Consider the following 20,534-nt stretch of genomic DNA (forward strand, 5'->3'; position numbering starts at 1 on the left):
TGACTATGGGTGTGTGCACCCGTGCCTACGCCGCACAGTTTCATGCACTCGAGATCAGCCGCGACGGCGACATTTACCGGCTGAGCGCCGACGTGTATCTGGACGCACCGCTGCCGCAGGTGTACCGGGTACTCACCGATTACAACCACCTCACGCGCATCAGTCGTGTGATACGGCGCAGCCGCCTCCTGGAACGACCGGATGCGCACACTGCACTGGTGTACATGGAAAGCCGCGCCTGCGTGCTGTTTTTCTGCCATACCATCAAGGAAATCCAGAAAGTGACGGAATCCCCGCCCGGCACCCTCACCGCGGCCGCTATTCCCGAGCTGAGCAATGTGAAACACGACGAATCCGATTGGCACCTGCAGGCGGAAGGCCGGGGGACGCGTATGCAATGGACGTTGACGATAGAGCCGGAGTTCTGGATTCCGCCGCTCATCGGGCCGGCGTTGGTCAAGAGCCAGTTGCGCGCCGAGGGTGAGTTCAGCGCGCGCGGCATCGAGAAACTCGCGCGCGAACGCGCGCACCTGCCGCCCGCATCCACCAGCACGCATGCCCCGGCCGCGCAGACCCGTTGAGATTCGACTATCGCCCGTGCTTCTGCGCTGGCACTGCGCACACGGCCGTCACGACCTGCCTTGGCAGCGTAGCCGTACGCCGTATCGCGTGTGGGTCTCGGAAATCATGCTGCAGCAGACCCAGGTGGCGACCGTGAAGGATTATTACCGGCGTTTCCTGGCGCGCTTCCCCAGCGTGCGCGCGCTCGCCGATGCACCGCTCGACGACGTACTGCACTTGTGGTCTGGCCTCGGCTACTACGCGCGTGCACGTAACCTGCACCGCGCCGCACGGCTCATCCGCGACCAACACCGCGGGCGTTTCCCGCTAAAGTTTGACCAGGTCGCGGCGCTGCCCGGCATCGGGCGTTCCACGGCCAGTGCCATCCTCGCGCTCGCGCGCGGCGAACGTCACGCCATCCTCGATGGCAATGTGAAGCGTGTGCTCACGCGCTACCACGCCATTAAGGGTTGGCCAGGCGAAAAGGTAATCGAAAACAAGCTGTGGGCACTGGCCGAACAGCACACACCGCGCGCCCATGTCGCGACTTACACGCAGGCGATCATGGATTTGGGCGCCACGCTCTGTACGCATACGCGACCGCGTTGCGGCGAATGCCCGCTCGCATCCGGCTGCCGCGCGCACGCCCTCAGCCGCGAAACCGCGTTTCCCTCGCCGCGTCTGCGGAAAACAAAACCCGTACGCCGCACCCGCATGTTGCTTGTTACCTGTGGCAATCGCATGCTGCTCGAACGCCGTCCGCCCGCGGGCGTTTGGGGCGGGCTCTGGAGTCTGCCGGAAATTTCACCCTCGGCCGATGTTTCCGACTGGTGCGGAAAGGAATTCGGCACCACGCCGTCCGCCCAACAGAGTTGGCCGGTACTGCGCCACACTTTCAGTCACTTCCACTTGGACATCGAACCGCTGCGGCTCGCAATCGCGGCGGATGCGCGCATCGGCGATAATGTCGACCGCCGCTGGGTGACGCTAGCGCACGAGCCGGCCCTCGGTCTTGCCGCTCCGGTCAAGAAACTGCTGAAACAATTACGGGAAATGCAGGAGGAATCGCGAAATGACGCGCACGGTCAAATGCGTCTTGCTGGGTGAGGAACTTGAAGGCCTGGAACGTCCGCCGTATCCCGGCGAACTCGGCCAGCGCATCTACGCGCTGGTGAGCAAACAGGCCTGGCAGCAATGGCTGCAGCACCAAACCATGCTCATCAACGAGTACCGCCTGTCCGCCCTTGACCCCAAGGCGCGCAAGTTTCTCGCCGAGGAAATGGAAAAGTTCTTCTTCAGCGGCGGCGCCAAGATACCGGAAGGATACGTCCCGCCCGCACCGTAGTTTCACGTCGGGTAGGAGCGACCCCCGGGGCGTGTTTCTTTGGTGACTTTCTTTGCACGAACAAAGAAAGTCACCCGGCCGCGGGACGGAATACCGCTTTCTTGAAAAATCTGTGGCCGTAGGCCGCTCAATCCGGAACTGGATTCCAGCTCGGGCGCAGCCAGGCCTGTCCTGAGCCTGTCGAAGGACCGGAATGACGAGGGGGCGTCGCGCCGGAATGAAGGCAGGGGCGGGCGCCTAATCCGCCGTCAGGTATTGCACGCTGAACCAGCGCTTGTCGTCGGTCCAGACCTTGCGCACTTTCCAGCCCGCCTGCGCTGCGAGTGCGGCAAATCCCGGCAGCGTGTGCTTGTAGCTGTATTCCGTGACGATGGCCTCGCCCGCACGGAATCGCACAATGTTTTCGCCGATGTGTACGATCTGGTTGTTGCGGCTCACGAGGTGCATTTCGATGCGACCTTCCGCCTGATTGTACGGAGCATGGTGCTGGAAGCGTTGCGCGTTGAAGTCTGCGTGCAGTTCGCGATTGATCCGTTCCAGAAGGTTCAGATTGAAGGCTTCGGTAACGCCGGCCGCGTCGTTGTATGCCGCTTCGAGCACGGTGCGATCCTTGTTCAGATCCACGCCGATCAGCAAGGCACCCTTATGGCCGGCAAGCTGCTGCAGTTGCTTCAGGAGCGCCACCGCCGCATCCGGCTCGAAGTTGCCGATGGTCGAGCCCGGAAAGTAAATCACCGTGCAGGCGGCGGGGAGTCGTGGCACGGGCAGTGCAAACCGCTGGCTGAAGTCGGCGTGAACCGGCAGGACTTCCAGTGCGGGGTATTGCCGGTTCAGGCGATCCGCGGCGATGACCAGATGTTCGCGCGAGATATCCACGGGCACGTAAGCGCACGGCCAGTGCAGCTTGTCGAGCAGCAGGCGCGTTTTCGCGCTGCTGCCGCTGCCCGGCTCGACCAGCAACGCGCGCGGCCCGAGCACATTGGCCATGTCCGCGGCGCTCGCTTGCATGATCGCGAGCTCGGTGCGCGTGAGGTAATACTCCGGCAGCTCGCATATCGCATCGAACAGTTTCGAGCCGCGCTCGTCGTAGAAATACTTGGCGGGCAGGGTTTTGGGGCTGGCCGCCAGACCGCCGAGGATTTCCGAGCGCATATCGCCGGCGCGTGGCACGTAGTCGTGCAGTGTGACCGACAGTGCCTGGGATATCTTCATGTCAGTTGTCCTTGGCGAGGCGCAGACCCATGAATTGCCAGCGCTGATGGGGATAGAAAAAGTTGCGGTAGCTGGCACGCATGTGGCCGGCGGGCGTGACGCAGGAGCCGCCGCGCAACACCAACTGGTTCGCCATGAACTTGCCGTTGTACTCGCCAAGCGTGCCGGCAAGCGGCTGGTAGCCGGGATAGGGCGCATAGGCGCTCGAAGTCCACTGCCAGACATCACCATATATATGCGGTGCGCCGCTTGCGGCGGGATGGAACAGACCGCTATCCAGGAAATTCCCGCTCACTGGTTGTTCGGCGGCGAAGGCTTCCCATTCCGCTTCCGTCGGCAGGCGCGCGCCGGTCCAGCGTGCGAAGGCGTCGGCTTCGTAGTAACTCACGTGACACACCGGTGCGTTCAGGTCCAACTCGTGTTCGCCGCCGAGAGTGAATTCCGCGCTCAGGTCTTCGTTCCAATAGAGCGGCCGCTGCCAGCCGTCGCGCTGGACGGTGGCCCAGCCGTCCGACAGCCAAAGTTCCGGCTTCGAGTAGCCACCAGCGCGTATGAACTCCCGGTACTCGCCGGTCGTGACCGGCCGGTTGGCGATCGCGTGTGCCTTGAGGAACACGCGATGGCGTGGGGTTTCATTGTCGTATGCGAACCCGTTGCCGGCATGACCGATCTGAGACAGGCCCTCGGGCCGGGCCATGAATTTCAGCGCGGGTGCGGCGTGCCGGGGCGGCGCAGGCAGGTCCCGCCAGACCGGCTTGAGCGGATTGAGCGAGAACAGGTGCTTGAGGTCGGTGAGCAGGAGTTCCTGGTGCTGCTGCTCGTGGTTCAGGCCGAGCGTCACCAGAAATTCGAATTGCGCGTCGCCCTTGTTCTGGTCCAGCAGCCGCTGCATGTGGTCGTTCACGCAGTCCCGATAGCTGAAGATATCGGCCACCGTGGGTCGCGACAGCAGGCCGCGCTCCGGCCGCGGGTACATCCGGCCCGCGCTGTAGTAATAAGAGTTGAACAGGTAGGCGTACTGGGGATGAAATGGCCGGTAGCCCTTGGCGTACGGGACCAGGATGAAAGTCTCGAAAAACCACGTGGTGTGCGCCAGGTGCCATTTCGCGGGGCTTGCGTCCGGCATGCTCTGTACCATCATGTCCTCGGGCGCAAGCGTGTGGCACAAATCCACGGTGAGCGCGCGCACCGCGCGGTAGCGGTCGAGCAGTGAGTTTGCGGCCGCTGTCGAATGAGGGACGGATAGAGTATTCATTTTTGCGCTCCAGCCGAAGCCTAGTCCGAGTGTGCTGGAGTGTCAAAAATCCCGTCTGGCCCTTGACCTGCAAAGCCCCGACAGTTTTAATAGCGGCCCTGATTTTTCCTGTTTTTCCCCCGGTCGTAACTTGGCCAGGTAGCTCAGTTGGGTGAGGCCGGTGCCTCTAACGCGAGCACAGCTCGCGTCCGACCGAACGCGAGACAGGGGCAAGAAGCGCAGCTTCGAGCGGGCGGACACGATGTCCGCCCTGGAACACAAGCGGAGCAGGATTGCGCAGCGCAGTGGCCGAGCTGGGGTGAGCCAGGAGATTTACGCGAAGCACGGCTTCGCGCCCGGCGAACGACCCGACACGATGTCGGGGCTGGTCAGCGCACCAGGGATGGTTCAGGATTTCTGTATCAGGCCAGGTAGCTCAGTTGGGTGAGGGCGGGGCATTTAACGCGAGCACAGCTCGCGTCCGCCCGAACGCGAGGCAGGGAGCCGAGCTGGGGGCGCCGCAGGGATGCATCTGTGAGAATACGTTGTTCAGAATTAAGGCCAGGTAGCTCAGTTGGTAGAGCAGCGGACTGAAAATCCGCGTGTCGGTGGTTCGATTCCGCCCCTGGCCACCATAATTTTCTCTGTAAAGATTGTTGCATGTGGGCGGAATCGAACACTGATTGAGTGTCGGTGGTCCGCACGGCAACCTGTGCAGTCCCTGCTGCGGTTGCCTTCCCAAGGCAACCCATACGCTCCGCTTCCTGCTCCGCGCATGGTCCAGGGTGCACATCCATGTGCACCCGCCAGAAGCTTTGCTTCTGGCCCTTGGACGCCCACTCGGCCGAGTCGGCCGAGCCCACCCCTGGCCACCAAATTTCTTACATGAATTCACCGGGGCGGAATCGAACGCCTACGCGTGTCCGATCTGCTGTATGTTTTGGCGCGCCAGGCGGCGGGTGAGGACGAACCGCTGAGTCACGATGCACAAGGCAGCACTTGAAAAAACCCATGTGCGCCGCGATCTTTACGTCATTGCGGCCCTTCGACAAGCTCAGGGCAGACTGCGCTTGGCTCGAACCGGAGTGCAGGAGAATCAGTTTATTACTGGATACCTCCCGGCGGAAGCCGGGATCGCGCCGGTATGACGAAGACCGGAATGACTCAAAGATTTTCTGAAATTTACGAGCAGTGATATGGCAACGGGTTGGGCAAAAGACGGCGCGGTTCAGGAGCAGATCGACGCGAGCATCGAGGACGCGCTGAAAAGCGTGCGCGGGCGTTTGCATTCGGGCAGAAGTTTGAAACGCTGCGAAGCATGCGGCGCGGAAATCCCGGAAGCGCGGCGCAAGGCCGTGCCCGGCGTGCGCCTGTGTGTTGCCTGCCAGAGCGAAGCCGACAAGAAAATCAAAGTCCAGAGTCTCTATAACCGGCGCGGCAGCAAGGACAGCCAACTGCGCTGATTCGCTTACCTGTGACCATCCCTGGTGATCTGACCAGCCGGCGCGTCGTGTGCCGGCGTTCGGCCGGATTGAGATTCCACTGGCATCTCAATGAAATACACCGGCCTCACCACACTTATATATATGTCAAGCGAGTTGCCGACGGGGTCATCCGAGCGGCTTGATTTGCCTGCCGGACGGTGTGCCGGGCTTTGAGCGTTCGGATGAGAATGGGATTCTCTAGGGTTGCGGCTGAACCTGTTGGGGGATTCTCCGATGGTCGGCCCGTCCCCGGAAATACAGACTGGACGCGACTGAAAACACATGAAATGGTGGTGCGGACCATGGACCCGCTCGACGGCAACCATGGCATACGCGCCCGGTTTTATCGGAGGTTACCATGCGTGCAATTCTTGTGGACGACGATCCCGTGTTTCTCAAAACGTTGACGGAGCAGCTGAAGCGTAATCCCGCAGTGCAGATCGTGGCACGCGCCAGCAGCGGTGTGGAAGGTTTGCGGTTGGCGCGCGAAATGCAGCCGGACATCGTGATCGTGGACCAGGCCATGCCTGACATGAACGGTCTGGAAATGACCCATGAGCTCAAAATGCTGGAGCCGGCGCCGCGCGTGGTGGTGCTGGCACTGTATGACGAGCCGGAATACTACGAAGGTGCGATGCGCATGGGCGCAGACGCGTACATTGCCAAGCCCAACGTGTATTCCGAACTGCTGCCGCTGCTGCGGCGCTTGCAGTTGGAGACTATGCCGCAACGCGTGCGCGGCGCCTCCGTGCGCAGAGCGCAGGCACACGCCTACCCCCACTGATTTGCCTGTCCTGCGATAATGGCGGAAGAAGTTGCCCCGGCCGGATTCGGCGAGAATCCGGCCGGGGCACGTTTGTGGGCACGGTCAATCACGACCAGGGTCGGGAATCTCACGGCGCGCAAACCCGAACAGCTGCCGGAACCCGCGCGGGTACTCGGCAAGCGCCGGCAGTCGGAAAAAACCACGGGATTTACCGGGAGTGAAACTGAACCCGTTAGGGGATTTACCGATAGATTACCGGCACCCGGACGTCCAGACTTTGAGTCACGGAAATTAGGCATCGGATGGCGACATTAGGCCAACGGTGCGCCCGAGGGCGACCGTGGTGTCGCGGCAGACGGAGACAAACATGCGCGTGATTCTGGTGGACGACAATGTTCTGTTCCTCGAGACGCTGGCGGTGGAGCTGGCGCGCAATCCCGCGATCCAGGTGGTAGGCCGCGCGAGCGGCGGAGTTGAAGGCTTGCAGCTGGCGACCGCATTGCAGCCGGATGTAGTGATCTCGGATCTGGCCATGCCCTGCATGAATGGCCTGGAACTTGCCCAACATCTCAAACAACTAGTGCCACCACCGCACGTGGTGATGATGTCCATGTTCGACGAGCCCGAGTATCGCGAAGGTGCGACGCTCATGGGCGTGGACGGCTACATCGCCAAGCGCGATACGCATGCGGAGCTGCTGCCCCTGCTGCGGCGACTGAATGACGAACCCGCGTTGCGCGGCACGGCCGCCACCGGGACTCAGATCGCGCACGCGTCCGGATGACCGCGTGGATTTGATTATCCGGCGCTACTGACGGCCGGGGCTCCGCTCACACCAGGCAAAGCGAAGCCGCAACGCCGCACGCGTCCGGCAACATTCATTCACAACTGAGACAGGGAAACTCCCGGCGTGTCTCGACTTCGTCTTGGTAGTTGACATCGGCACGCGCAAAACCGAACAGCCGCAGGAAGTCGCGCTTGTACTGCGCGTAGTCGGTCAGCTCGCGCAGATTCGCCGTAGTGACCTGCGGCCACAATTCCAGACAGGCCTGCTGTACGTCGCTGCGCAGTTCGCGGTCATCCAGCCGCCAGCGACCGTGTCCGTCGTCCAGCGGCGCATGGCTGTCGGCCCGGTAGAGAAAATCGCTGAACAGTCGTTGCTGCTGCGCGAGACAATCCTCGGCGAGCGCGCGCGAGCGCAGCGCGCGTTGCACCACCGACAGGTACAGCGGCATGGCCGGAATCGCCGCGCTCGCCTGGGTGACCACGGATTTCATGATGGCGACGCCAGCCCTGAGTCCGCCTGCCGCGTAGCGCGTACCCAATTCACGCGCGGTATTTTCCAGGTCCTTTTTGGCGTGCCCGAGCGTGCCATGCCAATAGATCGGCCAGGTGATTTCCGGTCCGATGTAGCTGTACGCCACGGTGGTGGCGTCGGGGGCAAGCACCTGGGCCGCGTCCAGCGCCGCGAGCCACTGGCTCCAATTCTCGCCGCCCATCACCGAGACGGTGTCGCGGATTTCCTCCGCGCTCGCGGACGGCACGGTGACTTCGATCACCGTGTCATGGTCGGTATCGACAGTCTTGGTGGTGAACGGCGCACCGATGGGCTTGAGCGCGGTGCGCGCCGTGCGTGCGTCCGGCAGCCGACGCAGCGGTGCGGCCAGGGAATACACCACCAGATCCACCTGGCCACCGAGGTCGCGCTTGATAGCGTCGATCGCGCAGCTGCGCGTAGCGGCGGCGAACGCATCGCCGTTGATGGACACACAAGGCAGTCCGGCGCGCGTCGCGTACTGATGGAACGCCGCCGCGTTGTACCAGCCGGCGCTCGCGGACTTGGCGACCCGTCCCGGCTTTTCCAGGAACACGCCCACAGTCGCGGCGCCGTAGACAAAGGCCGCGGTGATGCGTGCCGCCAGGCCGTATCCGGTGGAGGCGCCGATGATAAGCGCGGTTTTCGGCACGCTCGCCTGTCCCGGGGCTTTGCGCGCGCGCGCGACCTGGTCGCGCACGTTGAGTTCGCAGCCCAGCGGATGCGCCGTGGTGCAGATAAAGCCCCACACTTTCGGCTGAACAATCATGCGTGCTCACCTTGTGGCAGATGCGGCGCGTGACAACCGGACTGCGTGCGCGGCCACCGCATCCCCCTGCACCGAACCCGGTTACGCGTGCCGCGCGCTACCGCAACTATTGCGGGACACACGCCGATGGCGCGCTGCACATGGTTCGCATGGCAGCGTTGATGGAATCCCTCAGGTCCGCGGTCCAGCGGTTGTAACGTGGATCGATCTTGCCGGTCGCCGCGTCGTAGTTCATGTCCTGAGTGTTTTTGTAGTGGATACTGTAAGTGTGCGCGTCATACAGGATGTCCACGCTCACGCTGCGCGGCGTTTCGACGTGCGTGGCCACGATGTGGCCGGGCGCCACGGTCACGGCGGTCCAACCCTCGTTGTAGGCGCCGACATATATCGCACGCTCAAGCTGTTTTATGTCGAGCGGCTGATTCTCGAAGCCGACTGCGGGCATATTGTCGTAGTGCTGCAGCGGCACCGGTATGCAGGCGGTCAGCAACAGCGCGCAGGCCAGCGCGGGAATGAGCATGGCGATTTTCATGGTGGTGATCTCCCGGTGTGATGCGCCCTGTCCGTGGACGGCAAAATCTGTGGTGCATTATTTTCCCACAGACTCGGCAAGGTCAAACCGCGAGTATCGGCATCGGTTCCGGTGAGGGCGCGGTCGTCAGCCGGCGCGCGACGTTCAAGGTTCAGAGCATGCCCCCGTTGACGGCGATCACCTGGCGGGTGATGTAGGCGGCGGCCTCCGAAAACAGGAATGCCACCAGCGCCGCGACTTCCTGCGGCTGGCCCAGGCGTCCGAGCGGAATCTGCTTGAGAATCTCCGCCACCGGCGCGCCGTGCAGCATGTCGGTTTCGATCAGGCCGGGCGCCACGCAATTCACGGTGATGCCGCGGCTCGCGAGTTCCACGGCGAGTGCCTTGCTGGCGCCGATCAGCCCGGCCTTGGCCGCGCTGTAATTGGTCTGCCCGCGGTTGCCCATCTGTCCGGCGACCGAGGCGATGCTCACGATGCGTCCGCCGTTGCGCATGCGCACCAGCGGCATCACCAGCGGCTGCAGCACGTTGTAGAAGCTGTCGAGATTCGCCGCCAGCACCCGGTCCCAGTCCTCGCCCGGCATGGCGGCGAAGGTGTTGTCGGCGCTGATGCCGGCGTTGCACACCACGCCCCAATAGGCGCCGTGCTTTTCCAGGTCCGCGTGCAGCACGCGGCGCGTGGCTTCGCGGTTGGCGGCGTCGAAACCCAGGCAATGCGCCACGGCGCCGGCCGCACCGAGTTCCTGCGCGAGCTGCTCGGCCTTGGCGGAGTTGGTGTGGTAATGCAGGCCCAGCTGGAATCCGCTGGCCGCGAGTGCGCGCGCGATGGCGCGGCCGATGCCGCCGCTCGCGCCCGTGACCAAAACGCGTTTGCTTGTGCTCATGGCGCCAAGGCCTCGCTGGTTTCGACGACGATGAGTGTGGCGCTCGCCAGCAGCTGTCCATTATGCGAGATGCGGCAGCGGCACGCGCCCACGCCCTGGCTGTCGCCGAATTCACGTTCGGCGCGCACCTCCAGTTGCATGTTCTCGGCAAAGTAATCGGTGTGTGCCTGATACCGACGCGTGCCGAGCAGCATGCCGACATGCGGCGCGCCGCCGAAGCGCCGGTTGTTCAGGCCGGCATGTGCGGCCGCCGCCTGCGCCATGAATTCGATCCCCGCCCACACGGGCACGCCGTGTCCGGCGACAAACAGCGGGTGGGTGCGCGCGATGCGCACCCGCGCCACGGTGTGATTCTCGGAATGTTCCAGCACCGCGTCCAGCATCACCGCGCGCCCGCGATGCGGCAACAGTTCGGTTACGGGTGGAAATCCGGCGCTCATCAGGCGCGTCCCAGCAGTACGCAGATGTTGCTGCCGCCGAAGGCGAAGGAATTGCTGGCCGCGATGCGGCAATGTTGCGACGCGTCTGCGGCGCGACACAGCCGGAGCGGCGCGAGTGCCGGATCGGCGGCGCCGTCCCAGACGTGCGGCGGCAGCGGCGCAGCGGCCGATTCGGTGAGCAGCAGCCAGCAGAACGCAAGTTCGGTGGCGCCGGCCGCGCCCAGCATGTGGCCCACCAGCGGTTTGGTGGAACTGCACGGCGTATCGCTGCCGAACACGCGCGCCACCGCGTGGCTTTCGACGAGATCGTTCTGCACGGTGGCGGTGCCGTGCAGGTTGAGGTAATCCACCGCGGCCGCATTCACGCCGGCTTCCGACAGTGCCGCGCGCATCGCGAGTTCCGCGCCGCGCCCCTGCGGATCGGGCGCGGAGATGTGCCAGGCATCGGAAGATTCGCCGACTCCGAGTACGCACACCGGCCCGGGCTCGCGGCTCAGGAGAAATACCGCCGCGCCCTCGCCGACGTTGATGCCATCGCGATTCCTGCTGAACGGGTTGCACAGCCCGCGCGCCACGGACTCCAGCGCCGCGAAACCGTTGAGCGTGAGCCGGCAGAGCGAATCCACGCCGCCGCTCACCACCGCGTCGCAGATACCGGCGTGCAGCAAGCGGCGCGCGGAAGCGAGCGCCTTGGCGCTCGAGGTGCAGGCGGTCGAGACCGTCCACGTGGGACCGCGCACCGAGAGCGCGTGGCGCAGGTATTCGCTCGGTCCGCTGATTTCCTGCTGGCGATAGTCGTAAGCGGCGGGGAACGCGCCGTGGCGCAGGTGATGGGCGTAGGCCTGTTCGCCCTCGGTGATGCCGGAGGTGCCGGTGCCGAGCACGATACCGACGCGCGCCGCTCCGTACTTGTCGATGGCCGCATCCAGTTGCGGGCGGATCTGCCCGATGGCCGCGGCGAGTATGCGGTTGTTGCGCGAATTATATTCCGGCCATTGCGGTTCGATGGGCGGCAGGTCCGCGTGCACCGCGCCGACATGCACAGGACGGCCGGGAATGAAGTCGTCGCGCACCTGCATGCCTGCGGTGGATCCCTTGTACAGACCGCGGCGTACGCTCGCCGCGTCGTTGCCGAGCGCATTGAGGATGCCGAGGGCGTGCAGATACACGCGCGTCATGGCGTTGCTCCCGGAACGTTGAGCGGCGTGAGCTGCAGCGAAAGTTTGGCGCCTGGGATCACGATACTGATGTGCGCCGTATTCAGCGCGCCGCCGGTTTTCTCAATGCGTGCGATCAGCTGTCCCTGGTGCCACAGCTCGCGCACCTGCCGGTCGCCGGCCGCGCTCACGGTCAAGCTGAGATCGTGCAACTGCGACGGCAATTCATTGGCCGGCGCCACGCTCAGTTCCAGCATCGCGAGCAGCAGTTCCGGGCGCAAGTTACCCCCGGCGCTGTGGCTGGTGAGCTGCCGGCCATCGTAATCGAGGCTGAACAGCGCGGTACCGAACAGGCTCAAGCCGACGAGCCGCAGATGGTGCGCGTCAATCTGCAGGCGGCCGAGGAAGGTCTGCGACTGGCCCGCGTGCGTGACGGTGACCAGGTGGCTCGCGCTCACTGCGGGCAGGGCGGAAGGCGGCAGCGCGCAGAACACGCCGTCGTGCCCGAGGCGCGTGCAGCCCGGCGTCGGCGGCACACTGGCGCATCCCGCGACCAGGCCCAGCGTGGCAATCACCAGTACAGCGCGCGCGCTCATGTGCTTTCCCGCCCGGTGGGCGGCAGAGACAGGGGTGCACTCAGATAGCTTGCCAGTATGCCGATGAGCGTCGCCAGACCGAAGGCATGCAGCGCGGGAATGCGGCTCACGGCGAGCAGGCCGAAGGAAAACAGCATGGTGATCGCCGAGAGCGTCACGGCAAGTGCCGGCGAGCGCTGACGCGTGCCGCCTTCGCGCAGGAACACGCTGTAATCGCGCCCCAGACCCAGAATCAAAATCAACGCCACCACCACGAAAATGTTGAGCGGCTCACGCAGCCAGCCGAGCGCGCCCAGGGTGATACCGAGCGCGAGCAGCGGCGGAAACAACATGCGCAGCGCTTCGCGCCGGCCATATCTCCAGAGCAGCAGCGCGAAGATCACCAGATATCCGATCACCACCAGCCAGGTGGCGCGCACGCGGATGCGGTGAAAAGTTTCAGTTACGCGTGCCAGCGGCTGCACGAACTCGGTGCCGGGCGTGGACAATGCGGCTTGCTCCAGGGTCGCGGGATTCAGCTGGCCGTGACCGGTGACGGTCGCGAGCAGTGCTACGCCGGTGGACGTCGGAATGACCAGCTGCTTGAGATCCGGCGCGGCACTGAAAAGTTGCGCGGCGTCGAGAGGCCGGCGCGCTGCGTGCTGCCATTGCGCCTCGAGATGCGCGGTGAGTGCCGCCGGCAGGCCGAGACTTTTGAACGCGGTCTGCAACGCAGCCGGCGATGCGAGCACGCGGCTCCAGGCGGCGAGACTTGCCTGCTGCTGCGCATTGGACGGCAGAAAGCGCGACAGGCTAAGCGGCAGCGCCGACGGCACGCGCGCACCGAGCGTCACGAACAGGGCCTGCTCACGCGCGAGCGCCTGCTCGAGATCGCTGCCGGCAATCAGGAAAAATCCCGGCGGCGGCAACTGGCCGAGCGTAGTGCGGATCTCGGCATCGGTGTGCAGCAGCTTGGGTGGCAGGTGTTGCAGTTCGCGCACATCGTCGCTGGTCTGCAACCGCAGCCAGCCGGGAATGCAAAGCAGCAGGGCGAGCGCAGGCAACACGTAACGCCAGCGCGAGGGACGGCAGCCCGCCGCGATGAATTGCTGTGGCCAGCGCACGGCCGCATGTGCGGCCACGCGCGGGTTGCGCGTCAGCGTGAGCGGAAAAATGAGCGCCACCACCAGTCCGGCTTCGAGCAAACCCGCCACGGAAAACACCGCAATCTGCGTCAGGGCCGGAAAACCCGCCAGCAGCAGGAAGGCAAATGCCACCACTCCGGTGAGCAGGCCCATGAGCAGGCCCGGCCGCACGCGGCGCCATACCGCCGGCGGCGCGCTTTCGCCGAACCAGTATTCCGCGAAATACAGGAACGCATAGTCAATGGCAATTCCCAGCAGCGTGGTGCCGAACACCAGGGTGAGAATCTGGATGGAGCCAAACCAGACAATTACCGCGGCGCTGGCCGCGAGCACGCTGGCCGCAAGCTGCAGCGCGGCGAGCAGGTGCGGCGCGAGGCTGCGGAACACGAAGGCAATGAGCAGCATGATGAGCACGGCGGAAGCCACGCTCAGCCACAGGGTTTCGCGTTGCGCTTCGCGACGCGCGGCTTGCGCGAACAGCGGTGCGCCCGTGGCCAGAAACTCGCAGTCGTCGCAGACTTTGCGCGCCGCGTTGTGCGCCGCATCCACGGCCTGCACTGCGAGTGCCGCGCCGGCTTGCGAGAAACCCGAAGTGCTCACCTGTACGCGCAGCAGGTAATCGCGCCGTCCATTGCGCAGCGCCGTGAGCAGCGGCCCATCGGGCAGGAATGCGGGGTAAGGCCGCGGCAACCGGCTGAGAAATGCGGCGAGATAACCGCCGGGGTCCGTATCGAAACTGCTGGTCAGGCCGGCGGGGCTCGCGAGCGACACGGCGACGTCCGTGGTGAGTGCCTGCGCGCCGCCGCGGGTGAGACGTGCGGTCTGGGCGGCATCAAGCATGGCAAAGTGATGCGCCTGATAGAGCGCGAGCAGTTGCTGCAGCGTCTGGCCGGTGTTTTCGGCATGCAGGCCGGCATTGAGGAGCGCCGTGTGGGCGGCGAGCGCCGCCGCGCGGGTCGCGGGCGTGTCCGCGCCGCTCACCAGGATCAGCAATTCGTTTATGAAGGCATCGCGGCTGCGCTCGTTGGCGACGCGCAGGGCGCCGGATTCCTGCTGCGCCGGCAAGGCAGCCAGGATATCGGTGTTGATCGGCTGGTGCACGTCGAGGCGCAGCCACGCGAATGCGCACAGCACAGCGAGTGACGCGAGCCAGAGCGTGCAGCGCGCGACGCTGGCGAAGCGCATGTTCACGGAGCACTGTGCGGCGGACTGATGGGCGTGAAGCGCAACTGCAGGCGGCCGCCCGAGGTTTCGCGGATCTCGATCTGTTCGGGCCGGCCGGGCGCGCTTTCCACGACCTCGATGCCTGCAATCGCCTGGCTCAGGGGCCCGGGCTTGGGCGTGAGCGTGACGCGCTGGCCCTGGGCCAGTGGCTGCACCTGCACGTCGAAATAGCGCTGCAGTCGCGCCATGTTCCCCGACAGCGCGCCCACGAAAATCTGTTCCACCGCCGCGAGCCACGGCGCCTGTTCGGGATCGAGCTGGCGCACGCTGCCATCCGGCAGCTCCTCGCGCGCCTCCCCGCCGTTCATCTCGAACACATAATGGTAGGGCGCGGTGATTTCCCAGCGGAAACCATGGGCCGCATCCACGCTCAGCAGGCCGTGGCTGATGAGCGGGGTGTCAAACCCCGGCAAGCTGCGGGTTTCGACGAAGCGCGCGCTGAATGCGGCCGGGATACGCGGCGTCGTGGCCGCGTGCACGCCACTGGCCGCAAGCAGGCACAAGGCTGCGAATGCGGGCATGCGGAATTTCATAAATAATCCTTGAGGCGCGCGCGCAGCACCGGCGGGCTTACCAGCTGCAGTTCGCCGCTGTGTGCATCCACCGCACACTGGACGGTGTAACCGCTGCTCAGGCGTTTGCCACCGACCACGTCGGCCACGCGATAGCCGATCTTCAGGCGGTTCTCCCATTCCAGCAAATCGGCGTGTACCTGAATGCGCTGCGCATAACGCATGGGCTGCACGAAGCGCGCCTTGAGTTCGACGATCGGCCACAGATACCCCGAGGCCTGCATCTCGGGATAGTCGTAATCGATTTTGCGCAGCAGCGCGGCACGTGCGGTTTCGAAATAGCGGAAATAATTCCCGTGCCATACCACCTGCATGAGATCCACATCCTGGAACGGCACCTCGATCTCGACCTGTGCCGTGAGCACCGCGTCGCCCACCGCCAGCTACCCGTACAGCGTCCAGCGGCGCTCACTGATGGCGGCGCAAAGTTGGCGCAGTTCCGTCTCCAGCGGACGGTCTTCCTCGACGTAGGCGCACACCGTGAGCACGTCGTCGAGCATCGCGAGCATCCCGGCCGGCATGTGGCGCGGCGGACGATTGCCGCGACGCCGGCGGATTTCCATGGCCTGGGCCGCCGCCGCGAGACACGCCGCTGCCACCTGTTCGACCAGCGTGAGCACGCGCAGCGCATCGCGCGCCGCGATCGTGCCCATGCTCACCTTGTCCTGGTTGTGGCATTCGGTGGAGCGCGAGAACACGCTCGCCGGCATGCTGAGTTTCAGCGCTTCCGCGGTCCAGGCGGAGACCGCGATCTGCACCGCCTTGAAGCCGTGGTTGAGGCTGGCGCGTGCTTCGCTGGCGCCAGACAGGTTGCTGGGCAGGCCGTTGTTGAAGCGCGTGTCCACGAGCAGCGCCAGCTGGCGATCCAGCAGGTCCGCGATGTTGGCCACGGTGTTTTTCAGGCTGTCGGCCACGAACGCGATGTGGCCGCCGTAAAAATGTCCGCCGTGGTAAATCTCGCCGCTCTCCGGATCCACGATGGGATTGTCATTGGCGCTGTTGAGTTCATTCTCGATGTCGCGCTGCATCCAGCCGAGTGCGTCCGCCAGCACTCCGATCACGTGTGGCGCGCAGCGGATGGAATAGCGCTCCTGGATGCGCAGCGGACTGTCCTGGCTGGTGGCGCCCATGTCGGCAAAAATCCAGGCGGCGATTTGTTGCTGGCCCGCGTGCGGCTTGACTGCGAACAGGCCGGGCGCGAAATGTTTGGGGTCGCTGCCGAGCGCAATGCCCACCATGGCGGTGATGCGCGTGGCCAGGCGCAGGAGATATTCGGCGCGTTCCCAGGCGAGGCAGGCGAGCGCGGTCATGACCGCGGTGCCGTTCATGAGCGCCAGACCTTCCTTGGGCATGAGCGTGAGTGGCGCGAGGTGCGCGGCATGCAGCGCCTGCGCGGCGGTGCACACCTTACCCTGATAGCGGACTTCGCGCTCGCCGATCATGGCCGCGGCCACGTAGGACAGCGGCGTCAGGTCGCCGCTCGCGCCCACCGAACCTTCCTCCGGAATCAGCGGTGCAATGCGCTGCTGGATCATGGATGCCAGTAGGGTTAACACGTCGAGGCGCACGCCGGAGAAACCCATGGCGAGCGAGTTGAGGCGCGTCGCCATGATGGCCACCGTGGTCGGCTCGTCGAAATGTGCGCCCAGGCCGCAGCCGTGGTAACGCACCAGATGCACGGGCAATTGCGGCAACACCGGCGCCGGTATCGGCACCGTGCAGGAATCCCCGTAACCGGTGGTCACGCCGTAAACCTGGGTGCCGGCCGCAATGCTGTCCGCCAGCACCTTGGCGCCGCGCCGGATGCGCTGTTGGAATGCCGGGCTCGCATCCAGCGCCAGGGGCATGCCGCGGGCCACGGCGCAGACCTCGCGCAGCGCGAGACGCCGGTCGCCGACCGTTACGGGAGTTTCAAGCGGATAGTTTTCCAGGTTGCGCATGGGTCTTGGTTGGCTTGCCGTGGCTGGGGGCTGGGGTAGGCACGCTTTCGCCGCCGGCCCAGAAATCAAAAAAGTTGTACCACTGTAGCGGAAATCGGCCGGCATAATCGGCGAGGCGCGCGGCATAACGGCCAGCCCAGGCTTGAGCCGCGGCCTCGCGCCCCCGGCGCGGCAGCCGGATGCGCTCGGCAAAGGGCTCGAAGTACACGCGATACCCCGGCCCTTGTCGCAGGCAAAACATCAGGTACACCGGACATTCCAGCACGTGCGCCAGCACATAGGGACCGAGCGCAAAGCGTGCCGGCCGGCCGAGGAACGGCGCACGGACCACCGGGCTGTCGCTGGTGACCGGTGTGCGGTCGCCGACGATCACTACCACTTCACCGGCGGCGATTTTTTCCCGCAGCAGCAGCGCGGTTTCCGGACCGATGCGGTCCACTTCCAGCAGGCGCGCGCCGTAGGCATCGCTGGTCTCGGTCAGGACGGCGCCGAGTTTGCGCGCGTTGCCGGAATACACCAGCGCGTTGATGCGCAGGCCGGCCACGCGCGTGCCGAGCGCGCGCGCCGCTTCGATGTTGCCAAGATGCGCACTCAACAGCAGCATGCCGCGCCCCGGAGCAAGTGCGGCCTGCAGCTGCGGCAGCCCGGGAAAATCCACCTGCACGCGCGCGGGATTCCGCCAGGCGGCGACCTTGTCGAGGATGCACTCGGAAAAATTCAGGAAATGGTGGATGCTCTGCGCGCGCGATGCGGGAGCGCCCGCGGCGGTAAGGAATGCATGCGACGCACGGCGCGCGTGTGCGTGCGTGAGGAAGAAATACGCGGTCACCGGATACAGGACCGCGAGCGTCAGCGGCCGGCCGAGCACGCGGTCCAGAAATCCGAGGAAACGCACGCCGCCCAGACTGCCGCGTTCGCCGATGCGCGCCCAGTGGCGCGCGCGCCGCCGCGCACGGTTGCGCCGCCACAGCGTGGGGCTGCGCGCCAGCATGCCGAGAAACAGGCGCAGGTGCAGCCAGGCCATGCGCGCGTTGTCGCGCAGCATGCGGAAATGCGAGACGCCGTCCGCGGGGTAGTGCACGCGCGTGGGCAGGAACAGGCTTTCGGTGCCCGCCCAGTACAGGCGCGTCATGATGTCGGTGTCGAAATCCATGCGCGCGCCGATGCGCACGCGCGCCGCCAGCGCCAGGCTCGGGGCGACCGGGTACACACGCAGGCCGCACATCGAGTCGCGCAGCGTGAACGACAACGTATGCAGCCACACGAGGGCATGCGTGAGGTAGCGGCCGTAGAAGCGCACCGCCGGCACGCTCGCGTCGTAACGCGGCAATCCCGAGACCAGATGCTGCGGATGACGCTCTGCGAGCACCAGCAGTGCGGGGATGTCGGCCAGCTCATGCTGGCCGTCGGCATCCACGTACAGCGCATGCGTAAAGCCGCATTCACCGGCGTGCGCCATGCCGGTCATGGCCGCGATACCCTTGCCGCGGTTGCGCGCCAATGTCAGGCACTCGACTTGCGGATCGTCGGCGCTAACGTGCGCGAGCGCCTGTTTGGTGAGTGCATCGCTGCCGTCGTCCACCAGGATTACCGGCAAACCCTGGGCGCGCAGGGCCGCGACGATGGCGCCGAGACTCGCATGGTGATTGAACACCGGGATGACCGCGCAGGCATTGAAATTCATGCGCGCCTCCGGAAATCCAGCACACCGCTCGAGTAGCTGTGCTGGGCGTCGCGGTACTCGTAACGCAGGCGTGCGCCATCCGCCGCGCGCGTCAGGCGCAGAGTAAGGTGCGTGCCGGGCAGAATCGGGCGCTTGAATTTCACCTGTTCGAGGCCGGGCTGCGTCGGCGTGCCGGCGTGCAACTCTGCGGCGTAGTGCACGGCCCAGGCGATCTGCGCCACGCCCGGCAGGATGGGACGCGCGGGGAAATGGCCCTCGAACCAGGGACTGTTCTCCGCCACCAGGATCTCGAGTTCGCTGCCGCCGGGGTGGGTGCGTTTGGCGAGGACCGTGGGCAGAACGTTCATGCGCGCCGTGCGAACAGCTGCTGCAGGCTGGCGTGCTCGATTTTGCCCATGTCGTTGTCCGGCAGCGTGTCCGGAAATCTCCACTTGCGCGGCAGCAGCACGGGTTCGTAACTGCGGCGCAGCCAGTTGCGCAGTTCGCGGCTGATCGCCAGTCTGCCGTCCGCCGCCAGCTGCTTGCGGCCCGCGGCATTCAGGACCACCACCGCACCGATGCTGCGGCGCGATCCTGCGAGCAGCAGCAGGCGCACGTTTGCGACCCAGGTATGCGCCATGAGGCGCGTGCGCATTTCGCTCAGCGACACGCGCTTGTCCTCGAGCTTGACCACGTCATCCGCGCGGCCCAAAAGTGTGAGCCGGCCATCGGCATGCAGATGCGCGAGATCGCCGGTGGCCATCCAGTCGGACTGCCAGGTAAATCCGGACTTGACCCACAGCCGCAAGCCGGCCGGCTCCGCGCGCAGCTCAGTTTGCACCGAGGGCAACATCCGCCAGTAGCGACGTTCGGCGCTGCCCGACCAGGCGCGCCACGCGATGCCACCGGTTTCGGTGCTGCCGTAAATCTCGATGGGCGCGTGCCCCCAATCGCGTTGCAGGCGTTCGGCGCAAGCGTCGGCGAGCGGCGCGCCCGAGCTGAACACCGCGGCCACCTGCGCCGCGGGTGGCAATTCCGCCGGCGCCGCGATGCGCTGCAGAAACGCCGGACTGCTGACGATGACGCAGCGGCGCTGCGCGGCCCAGTGGCGCAACTCCGCGGGTTGCGCGCAGGTATGCGTCACGAACGTGCGTCCCGCGAGCAGCGGCCACAACACGCGCACCAGGGTGCCGTACAGGTGGTAGTGCGGAATGGTGCCGAGCACCAGCGCGTCGCCGAGCTGTTGGCCCCATTGCTGCTCGAGGGTGGCGACTTCGCGGCGCAATTGTCCGAAAGTCTTGCGCACGCATTTCGGCATGCCCGCGGAGCCGGAGGTGTAGCACTCGATGTGAACGTCGTCTTGCGGCAGGCTGGCCGTGTCGTCGCCGGCCGGCGGTGCATCGCCGAGCGCGAGCGTGGCAAATTCCCTGAACGCCGCCGGCCGGTCGGTGAGCACCGCGTCCACCTGCGCGCCGCTCGCGGTGAGGCTGCCGGCCTGCGGTGCTTGCGGCACTACGCAAGTGCGCCCAGCCTGGGCCAGCGCCAGCATCCCGGCGGCAAACCAACTGCTGTCATCGCACACCAGCGCGATGCGGCGCGCCGGGTGCGACGCGAGTGCCGCACGCAAGCCGTGCACGCGTTGCCAGAACGCCGTTTGGTCCACGGCTTGGTGCTCGCTGACGGCCACGGGGCGCGCGGGAGTGAGGTTGCGCATGTG

21 protein-coding genes and 1 tRNA gene are annotated in these 20,534 nt (G+C 65.4%); 7 read left to right on the forward strand and 15 right to left on the reverse strand.

Translation table 11 applies throughout. The annotated features are described in order from the left end of the window. Positions 1-5: 5 nt before the first annotated feature. The 3 genes from VJR90_01430 to VJR90_01440 are packed head-to-tail and all read left to right on the forward strand — an operon-like array spanning position 6 to position 1,906. Entirely contained in the window at positions 6-581 is a 576-nt protein-coding gene (locus VJR90_01430; protein ID HKV96138.1) for an SRPBCC family protein, read from the forward strand. 16 nt (positions 582-597) lie between these two features. Beyond that, positions 598-1,668, forward strand: coding sequence for an A/G-specific adenine glycosylase (gene mutY / locus VJR90_01435; GenBank protein ID HKV96139.1), 1,071 nt, complete (start codon positions 598-600; stop codon positions 1,666-1,668). After that, positions 1,634-1,906, forward strand: coding sequence for an oxidative damage protection protein (locus VJR90_01440; GenBank protein HKV96140.1), 273 nt, complete (start codon positions 1,634-1,636; stop codon positions 1,904-1,906). The genes mutY and VJR90_01440 overlap by 35 nt, the downstream gene beginning before the upstream one ends. Before the next feature lie 237 nt (positions 1,907-2,143). Here VJR90_01440 and egtD read toward each other — a convergent pair whose 3' ends face one another. Continuing rightward, positions 2,144-3,118, reverse strand: a complete 975-nt coding sequence (gene egtD / locus VJR90_01445) for an L-histidine N(alpha)-methyltransferase (GenBank protein HKV96141.1) — start codon at positions 3,116-3,118, stop codon at positions 2,144-2,146. Position 3,119: 1 nt separating this feature from the next. Continuing rightward, positions 3,120-4,373, reverse strand: coding sequence for an ergothioneine biosynthesis protein EgtB (egtB, locus tag VJR90_01450; GenBank protein ID HKV96142.1), 1,254 nt, complete (start codon positions 4,371-4,373; stop codon positions 3,120-3,122). Between the two features lie 538 nt (positions 4,374-4,911). Here egtB and VJR90_01455 point away from each other — a divergent pair. The 4 genes from VJR90_01455 (at position 4,912) to VJR90_01470 (ending at position 7,386) form a co-directional block, all read left to right on the forward strand. Further along, positions 4,912-4,987 (forward strand) — tRNA-Phe (locus VJR90_01455). Positions 4,988-5,548: 561 nt separating this feature from the next. Beyond that, positions 5,549-5,815 (forward strand): DksA/TraR family C4-type zinc finger protein, encoded by a 267-nt coding sequence (locus VJR90_01460; protein HKV96143.1) that lies wholly within the window; start codon positions 5,549-5,551, stop codon positions 5,813-5,815. 379 nt (positions 5,816-6,194) lie between these two features. Further along, positions 6,195-6,620 carry a response regulator transcription factor gene (locus tag VJR90_01465; GenBank protein ID HKV96144.1) on the forward strand — a complete coding sequence of 142 codons (426 nt, stop codon included), beginning with the start codon at positions 6,195-6,197 and terminating at the stop codon, positions 6,618-6,620. 349 nt (positions 6,621-6,969) lie between these two features. Then, the gene (locus tag VJR90_01470; protein HKV96145.1) at positions 6,970-7,386 is read left to right on the forward strand and encodes a response regulator transcription factor; all 417 of its coding nucleotides are present in this window, start codon (positions 6,970-6,972) and stop codon (positions 7,384-7,386) included. A gap of 94 nt (positions 7,387-7,480) precedes the next feature. On the opposite strand, the gene fabV is transcribed toward VJR90_01470, so the two are convergent. The 13 genes from fabV to VJR90_01535 all read right to left on the reverse strand — a co-directional run bounded on the left by fabV (position 7,481) and on the right by VJR90_01535 (position 20,531). Then, positions 7,481-8,686 (reverse strand): enoyl-ACP reductase FabV, encoded by a 1,206-nt coding sequence (fabV, locus tag VJR90_01475; protein HKV96146.1) that lies wholly within the window; start codon positions 8,684-8,686, stop codon positions 7,481-7,483. Between the two features lie 106 nt (positions 8,687-8,792). Next, complete coding sequence (locus tag VJR90_01480; protein HKV96147.1) at positions 8,793-9,218, reverse strand: hypothetical protein; 426 nt, start codon at positions 9,216-9,218, stop codon at positions 8,793-8,795. 151 nt (positions 9,219-9,369) lie between these two features. Beyond that, positions 9,370-10,101 (reverse strand): 3-oxoacyl-ACP reductase FabG, encoded by a 732-nt coding sequence (gene fabG / locus VJR90_01485; protein ID HKV96148.1) that lies wholly within the window; start codon positions 10,099-10,101, stop codon positions 9,370-9,372. After that, positions 10,098-10,541 carry a 3-hydroxylacyl-ACP dehydratase gene (locus VJR90_01490; GenBank protein HKV96149.1) on the reverse strand — a complete coding sequence of 148 codons (444 nt, stop codon included), beginning with the start codon at positions 10,539-10,541 and terminating at the stop codon, positions 10,098-10,100. Before VJR90_01490 ends, fabG begins: the two co-directional genes overlap by 4 nt. After that, entirely contained in the window at positions 10,541-11,719 is a 1,179-nt protein-coding gene (locus VJR90_01495; GenBank protein ID HKV96150.1) for a beta-ketoacyl-[acyl-carrier-protein] synthase family protein, read from the reverse strand. The genes VJR90_01490 and VJR90_01495 overlap by 1 nt, the downstream gene beginning before the upstream one ends. Next, positions 11,716-12,294: a DUF3261 domain-containing protein gene (locus VJR90_01500; GenBank protein ID HKV96151.1), complete on the reverse strand. Its 579-nt coding sequence runs from the start codon at positions 12,292-12,294 to the stop codon at positions 11,716-11,718. The genes VJR90_01495 and VJR90_01500 overlap by 4 nt, the downstream gene beginning before the upstream one ends. Further along, positions 12,291-14,609: a hypothetical protein gene (locus VJR90_01505; GenBank protein ID HKV96152.1), complete on the reverse strand. Its 2,319-nt coding sequence runs from the start codon at positions 14,607-14,609 to the stop codon at positions 12,291-12,293. The genes VJR90_01500 and VJR90_01505 overlap by 4 nt, the downstream gene beginning before the upstream one ends. Next, positions 14,606-15,175, reverse strand: a complete 570-nt coding sequence (locus tag VJR90_01510) for an outer membrane lipoprotein carrier protein LolA (GenBank protein ID HKV96153.1) — start codon at positions 15,173-15,175, stop codon at positions 14,606-14,608. The genes VJR90_01505 and VJR90_01510 overlap by 4 nt, the downstream gene beginning before the upstream one ends. Further along, positions 15,172-15,597 carry a thioesterase family protein gene (locus tag VJR90_01515; protein ID HKV96154.1) on the reverse strand — a complete coding sequence of 142 codons (426 nt, stop codon included), beginning with the start codon at positions 15,595-15,597 and terminating at the stop codon, positions 15,172-15,174. Before VJR90_01515 ends, VJR90_01510 begins: the two co-directional genes overlap by 4 nt. Continuing rightward, positions 15,598-17,154, reverse strand: a complete 1,557-nt coding sequence (locus tag VJR90_01520; protein ID HKV96155.1) for an aromatic amino acid ammonia-lyase — start codon at positions 17,152-17,154, stop codon at positions 15,598-15,600. Continuing rightward, the gene (locus tag VJR90_01525; protein HKV96156.1) at positions 17,126-18,838 is read right to left on the reverse strand and encodes a glycosyltransferase; all 1,713 of its coding nucleotides are present in this window, start codon (positions 18,836-18,838) and stop codon (positions 17,126-17,128) included. The genes VJR90_01520 and VJR90_01525 overlap by 29 nt, the downstream gene beginning before the upstream one ends. Beyond that, positions 18,835-19,185 carry a hydroxymyristoyl-ACP dehydratase gene (locus tag VJR90_01530; GenBank protein HKV96157.1) on the reverse strand — a complete coding sequence of 117 codons (351 nt, stop codon included), beginning with the start codon at positions 19,183-19,185 and terminating at the stop codon, positions 18,835-18,837. Before VJR90_01530 ends, VJR90_01525 begins: the two co-directional genes overlap by 4 nt. Beyond that, positions 19,182-20,531: a class I adenylate-forming enzyme family protein gene (locus tag VJR90_01535; GenBank protein ID HKV96158.1), complete on the reverse strand. Its 1,350-nt coding sequence runs from the start codon at positions 20,529-20,531 to the stop codon at positions 19,182-19,184. The genes VJR90_01530 and VJR90_01535 overlap by 4 nt, the downstream gene beginning before the upstream one ends. Positions 20,532-20,534 lie beyond the last annotated feature (3 nt).

Source organism: Gammaproteobacteria bacterium, from assembly GCA_035279405.1.
In the GTDB taxonomy this organism is placed as follows: domain Bacteria; phylum Pseudomonadota; class Gammaproteobacteria; order Natronospirales; family REEB76; genus REEB76.

What these genes read in the sequence shown, in the direction of transcription:
- VJR90_01430 (HKV96138.1), top strand. Translation starts at nt 6, where the DNA reads ATGGGTGTGTGCACCCGTGCCTACGCCGCACAGTTTCATGCACTCGAG.
- VJR90_01440 (HKV96140.1), top strand. Translation starts at nt 1,634, where the DNA reads ATGACGCGCACGGTCAAATGCGTCTTGCTGGGTGAGGAACTTGAAGGC.
- egtD (HKV96141.1), bottom strand. Translation starts at nt 3,118, where the DNA reads ATGAAGATATCCCAGGCACTGTCGGTCACACTGCACGACTACGTGCCA.
- egtB (HKV96142.1), bottom strand. Translation starts at nt 4,373, where the DNA reads ATGAATACTCTATCCGTCCCTCATTCGACAGCGGCCGCAAACTCACTG.
- VJR90_01460 (HKV96143.1), top strand. Translation starts at nt 5,549, where the DNA reads ATGGCAACGGGTTGGGCAAAAGACGGCGCGGTTCAGGAGCAGATCGAC.
- VJR90_01465 (HKV96144.1), top strand. Translation starts at nt 6,195, where the DNA reads ATGCGTGCAATTCTTGTGGACGACGATCCCGTGTTTCTCAAAACGTTG.
- VJR90_01470 (HKV96145.1), top strand. Translation starts at nt 6,970, where the DNA reads ATGCGCGTGATTCTGGTGGACGACAATGTTCTGTTCCTCGAGACGCTG.
- fabV (HKV96146.1), bottom strand. Translation starts at nt 8,686, where the DNA reads ATGATTGTTCAGCCGAAAGTGTGGGGCTTTATCTGCACCACGGCGCAT.
- VJR90_01480 (HKV96147.1), bottom strand. Translation starts at nt 9,218, where the DNA reads ATGAAAATCGCCATGCTCATTCCCGCGCTGGCCTGCGCGCTGTTGCTG.
- fabG (HKV96148.1), bottom strand. Translation starts at nt 10,101, where the DNA reads ATGAGCACAAGCAAACGCGTTTTGGTCACGGGCGCGAGCGGCGGCATC.
- VJR90_01490 (HKV96149.1), bottom strand. Translation starts at nt 10,541, where the DNA reads ATGAGCGCCGGATTTCCACCCGTAACCGAACTGTTGCCGCATCGCGGG.
- VJR90_01495 (HKV96150.1), bottom strand. Translation starts at nt 11,719, where the DNA reads ATGACGCGCGTGTATCTGCACGCCCTCGGCATCCTCAATGCGCTCGGC.
- VJR90_01500 (HKV96151.1), bottom strand. Translation starts at nt 12,294, where the DNA reads ATGAGCGCGCGCGCTGTACTGGTGATTGCCACGCTGGGCCTGGTCGCG.
- VJR90_01510 (HKV96153.1), bottom strand. Translation starts at nt 15,175, where the DNA reads ATGAAATTCCGCATGCCCGCATTCGCAGCCTTGTGCCTGCTTGCGGCC.
- VJR90_01520 (HKV96155.1), bottom strand. Translation starts at nt 17,154, where the DNA reads ATGCGCAACCTGGAAAACTATCCGCTTGAAACTCCCGTAACGGTCGGC.
- VJR90_01525 (HKV96156.1), bottom strand. Translation starts at nt 18,838, where the DNA reads ATGAATTTCAATGCCTGCGCGGTCATCCCGGTGTTCAATCACCATGCG.
- VJR90_01530 (HKV96157.1), bottom strand. Translation starts at nt 19,185, where the DNA reads ATGAACGTTCTGCCCACGGTCCTCGCCAAACGCACCCACCCCGGCGGC.
- VJR90_01535 (HKV96158.1), bottom strand. Translation starts at nt 20,531, where the DNA reads ATGCGCAACCTCACTCCCGCGCGCCCCGTGGCCGTCAGCGAGCACCAA.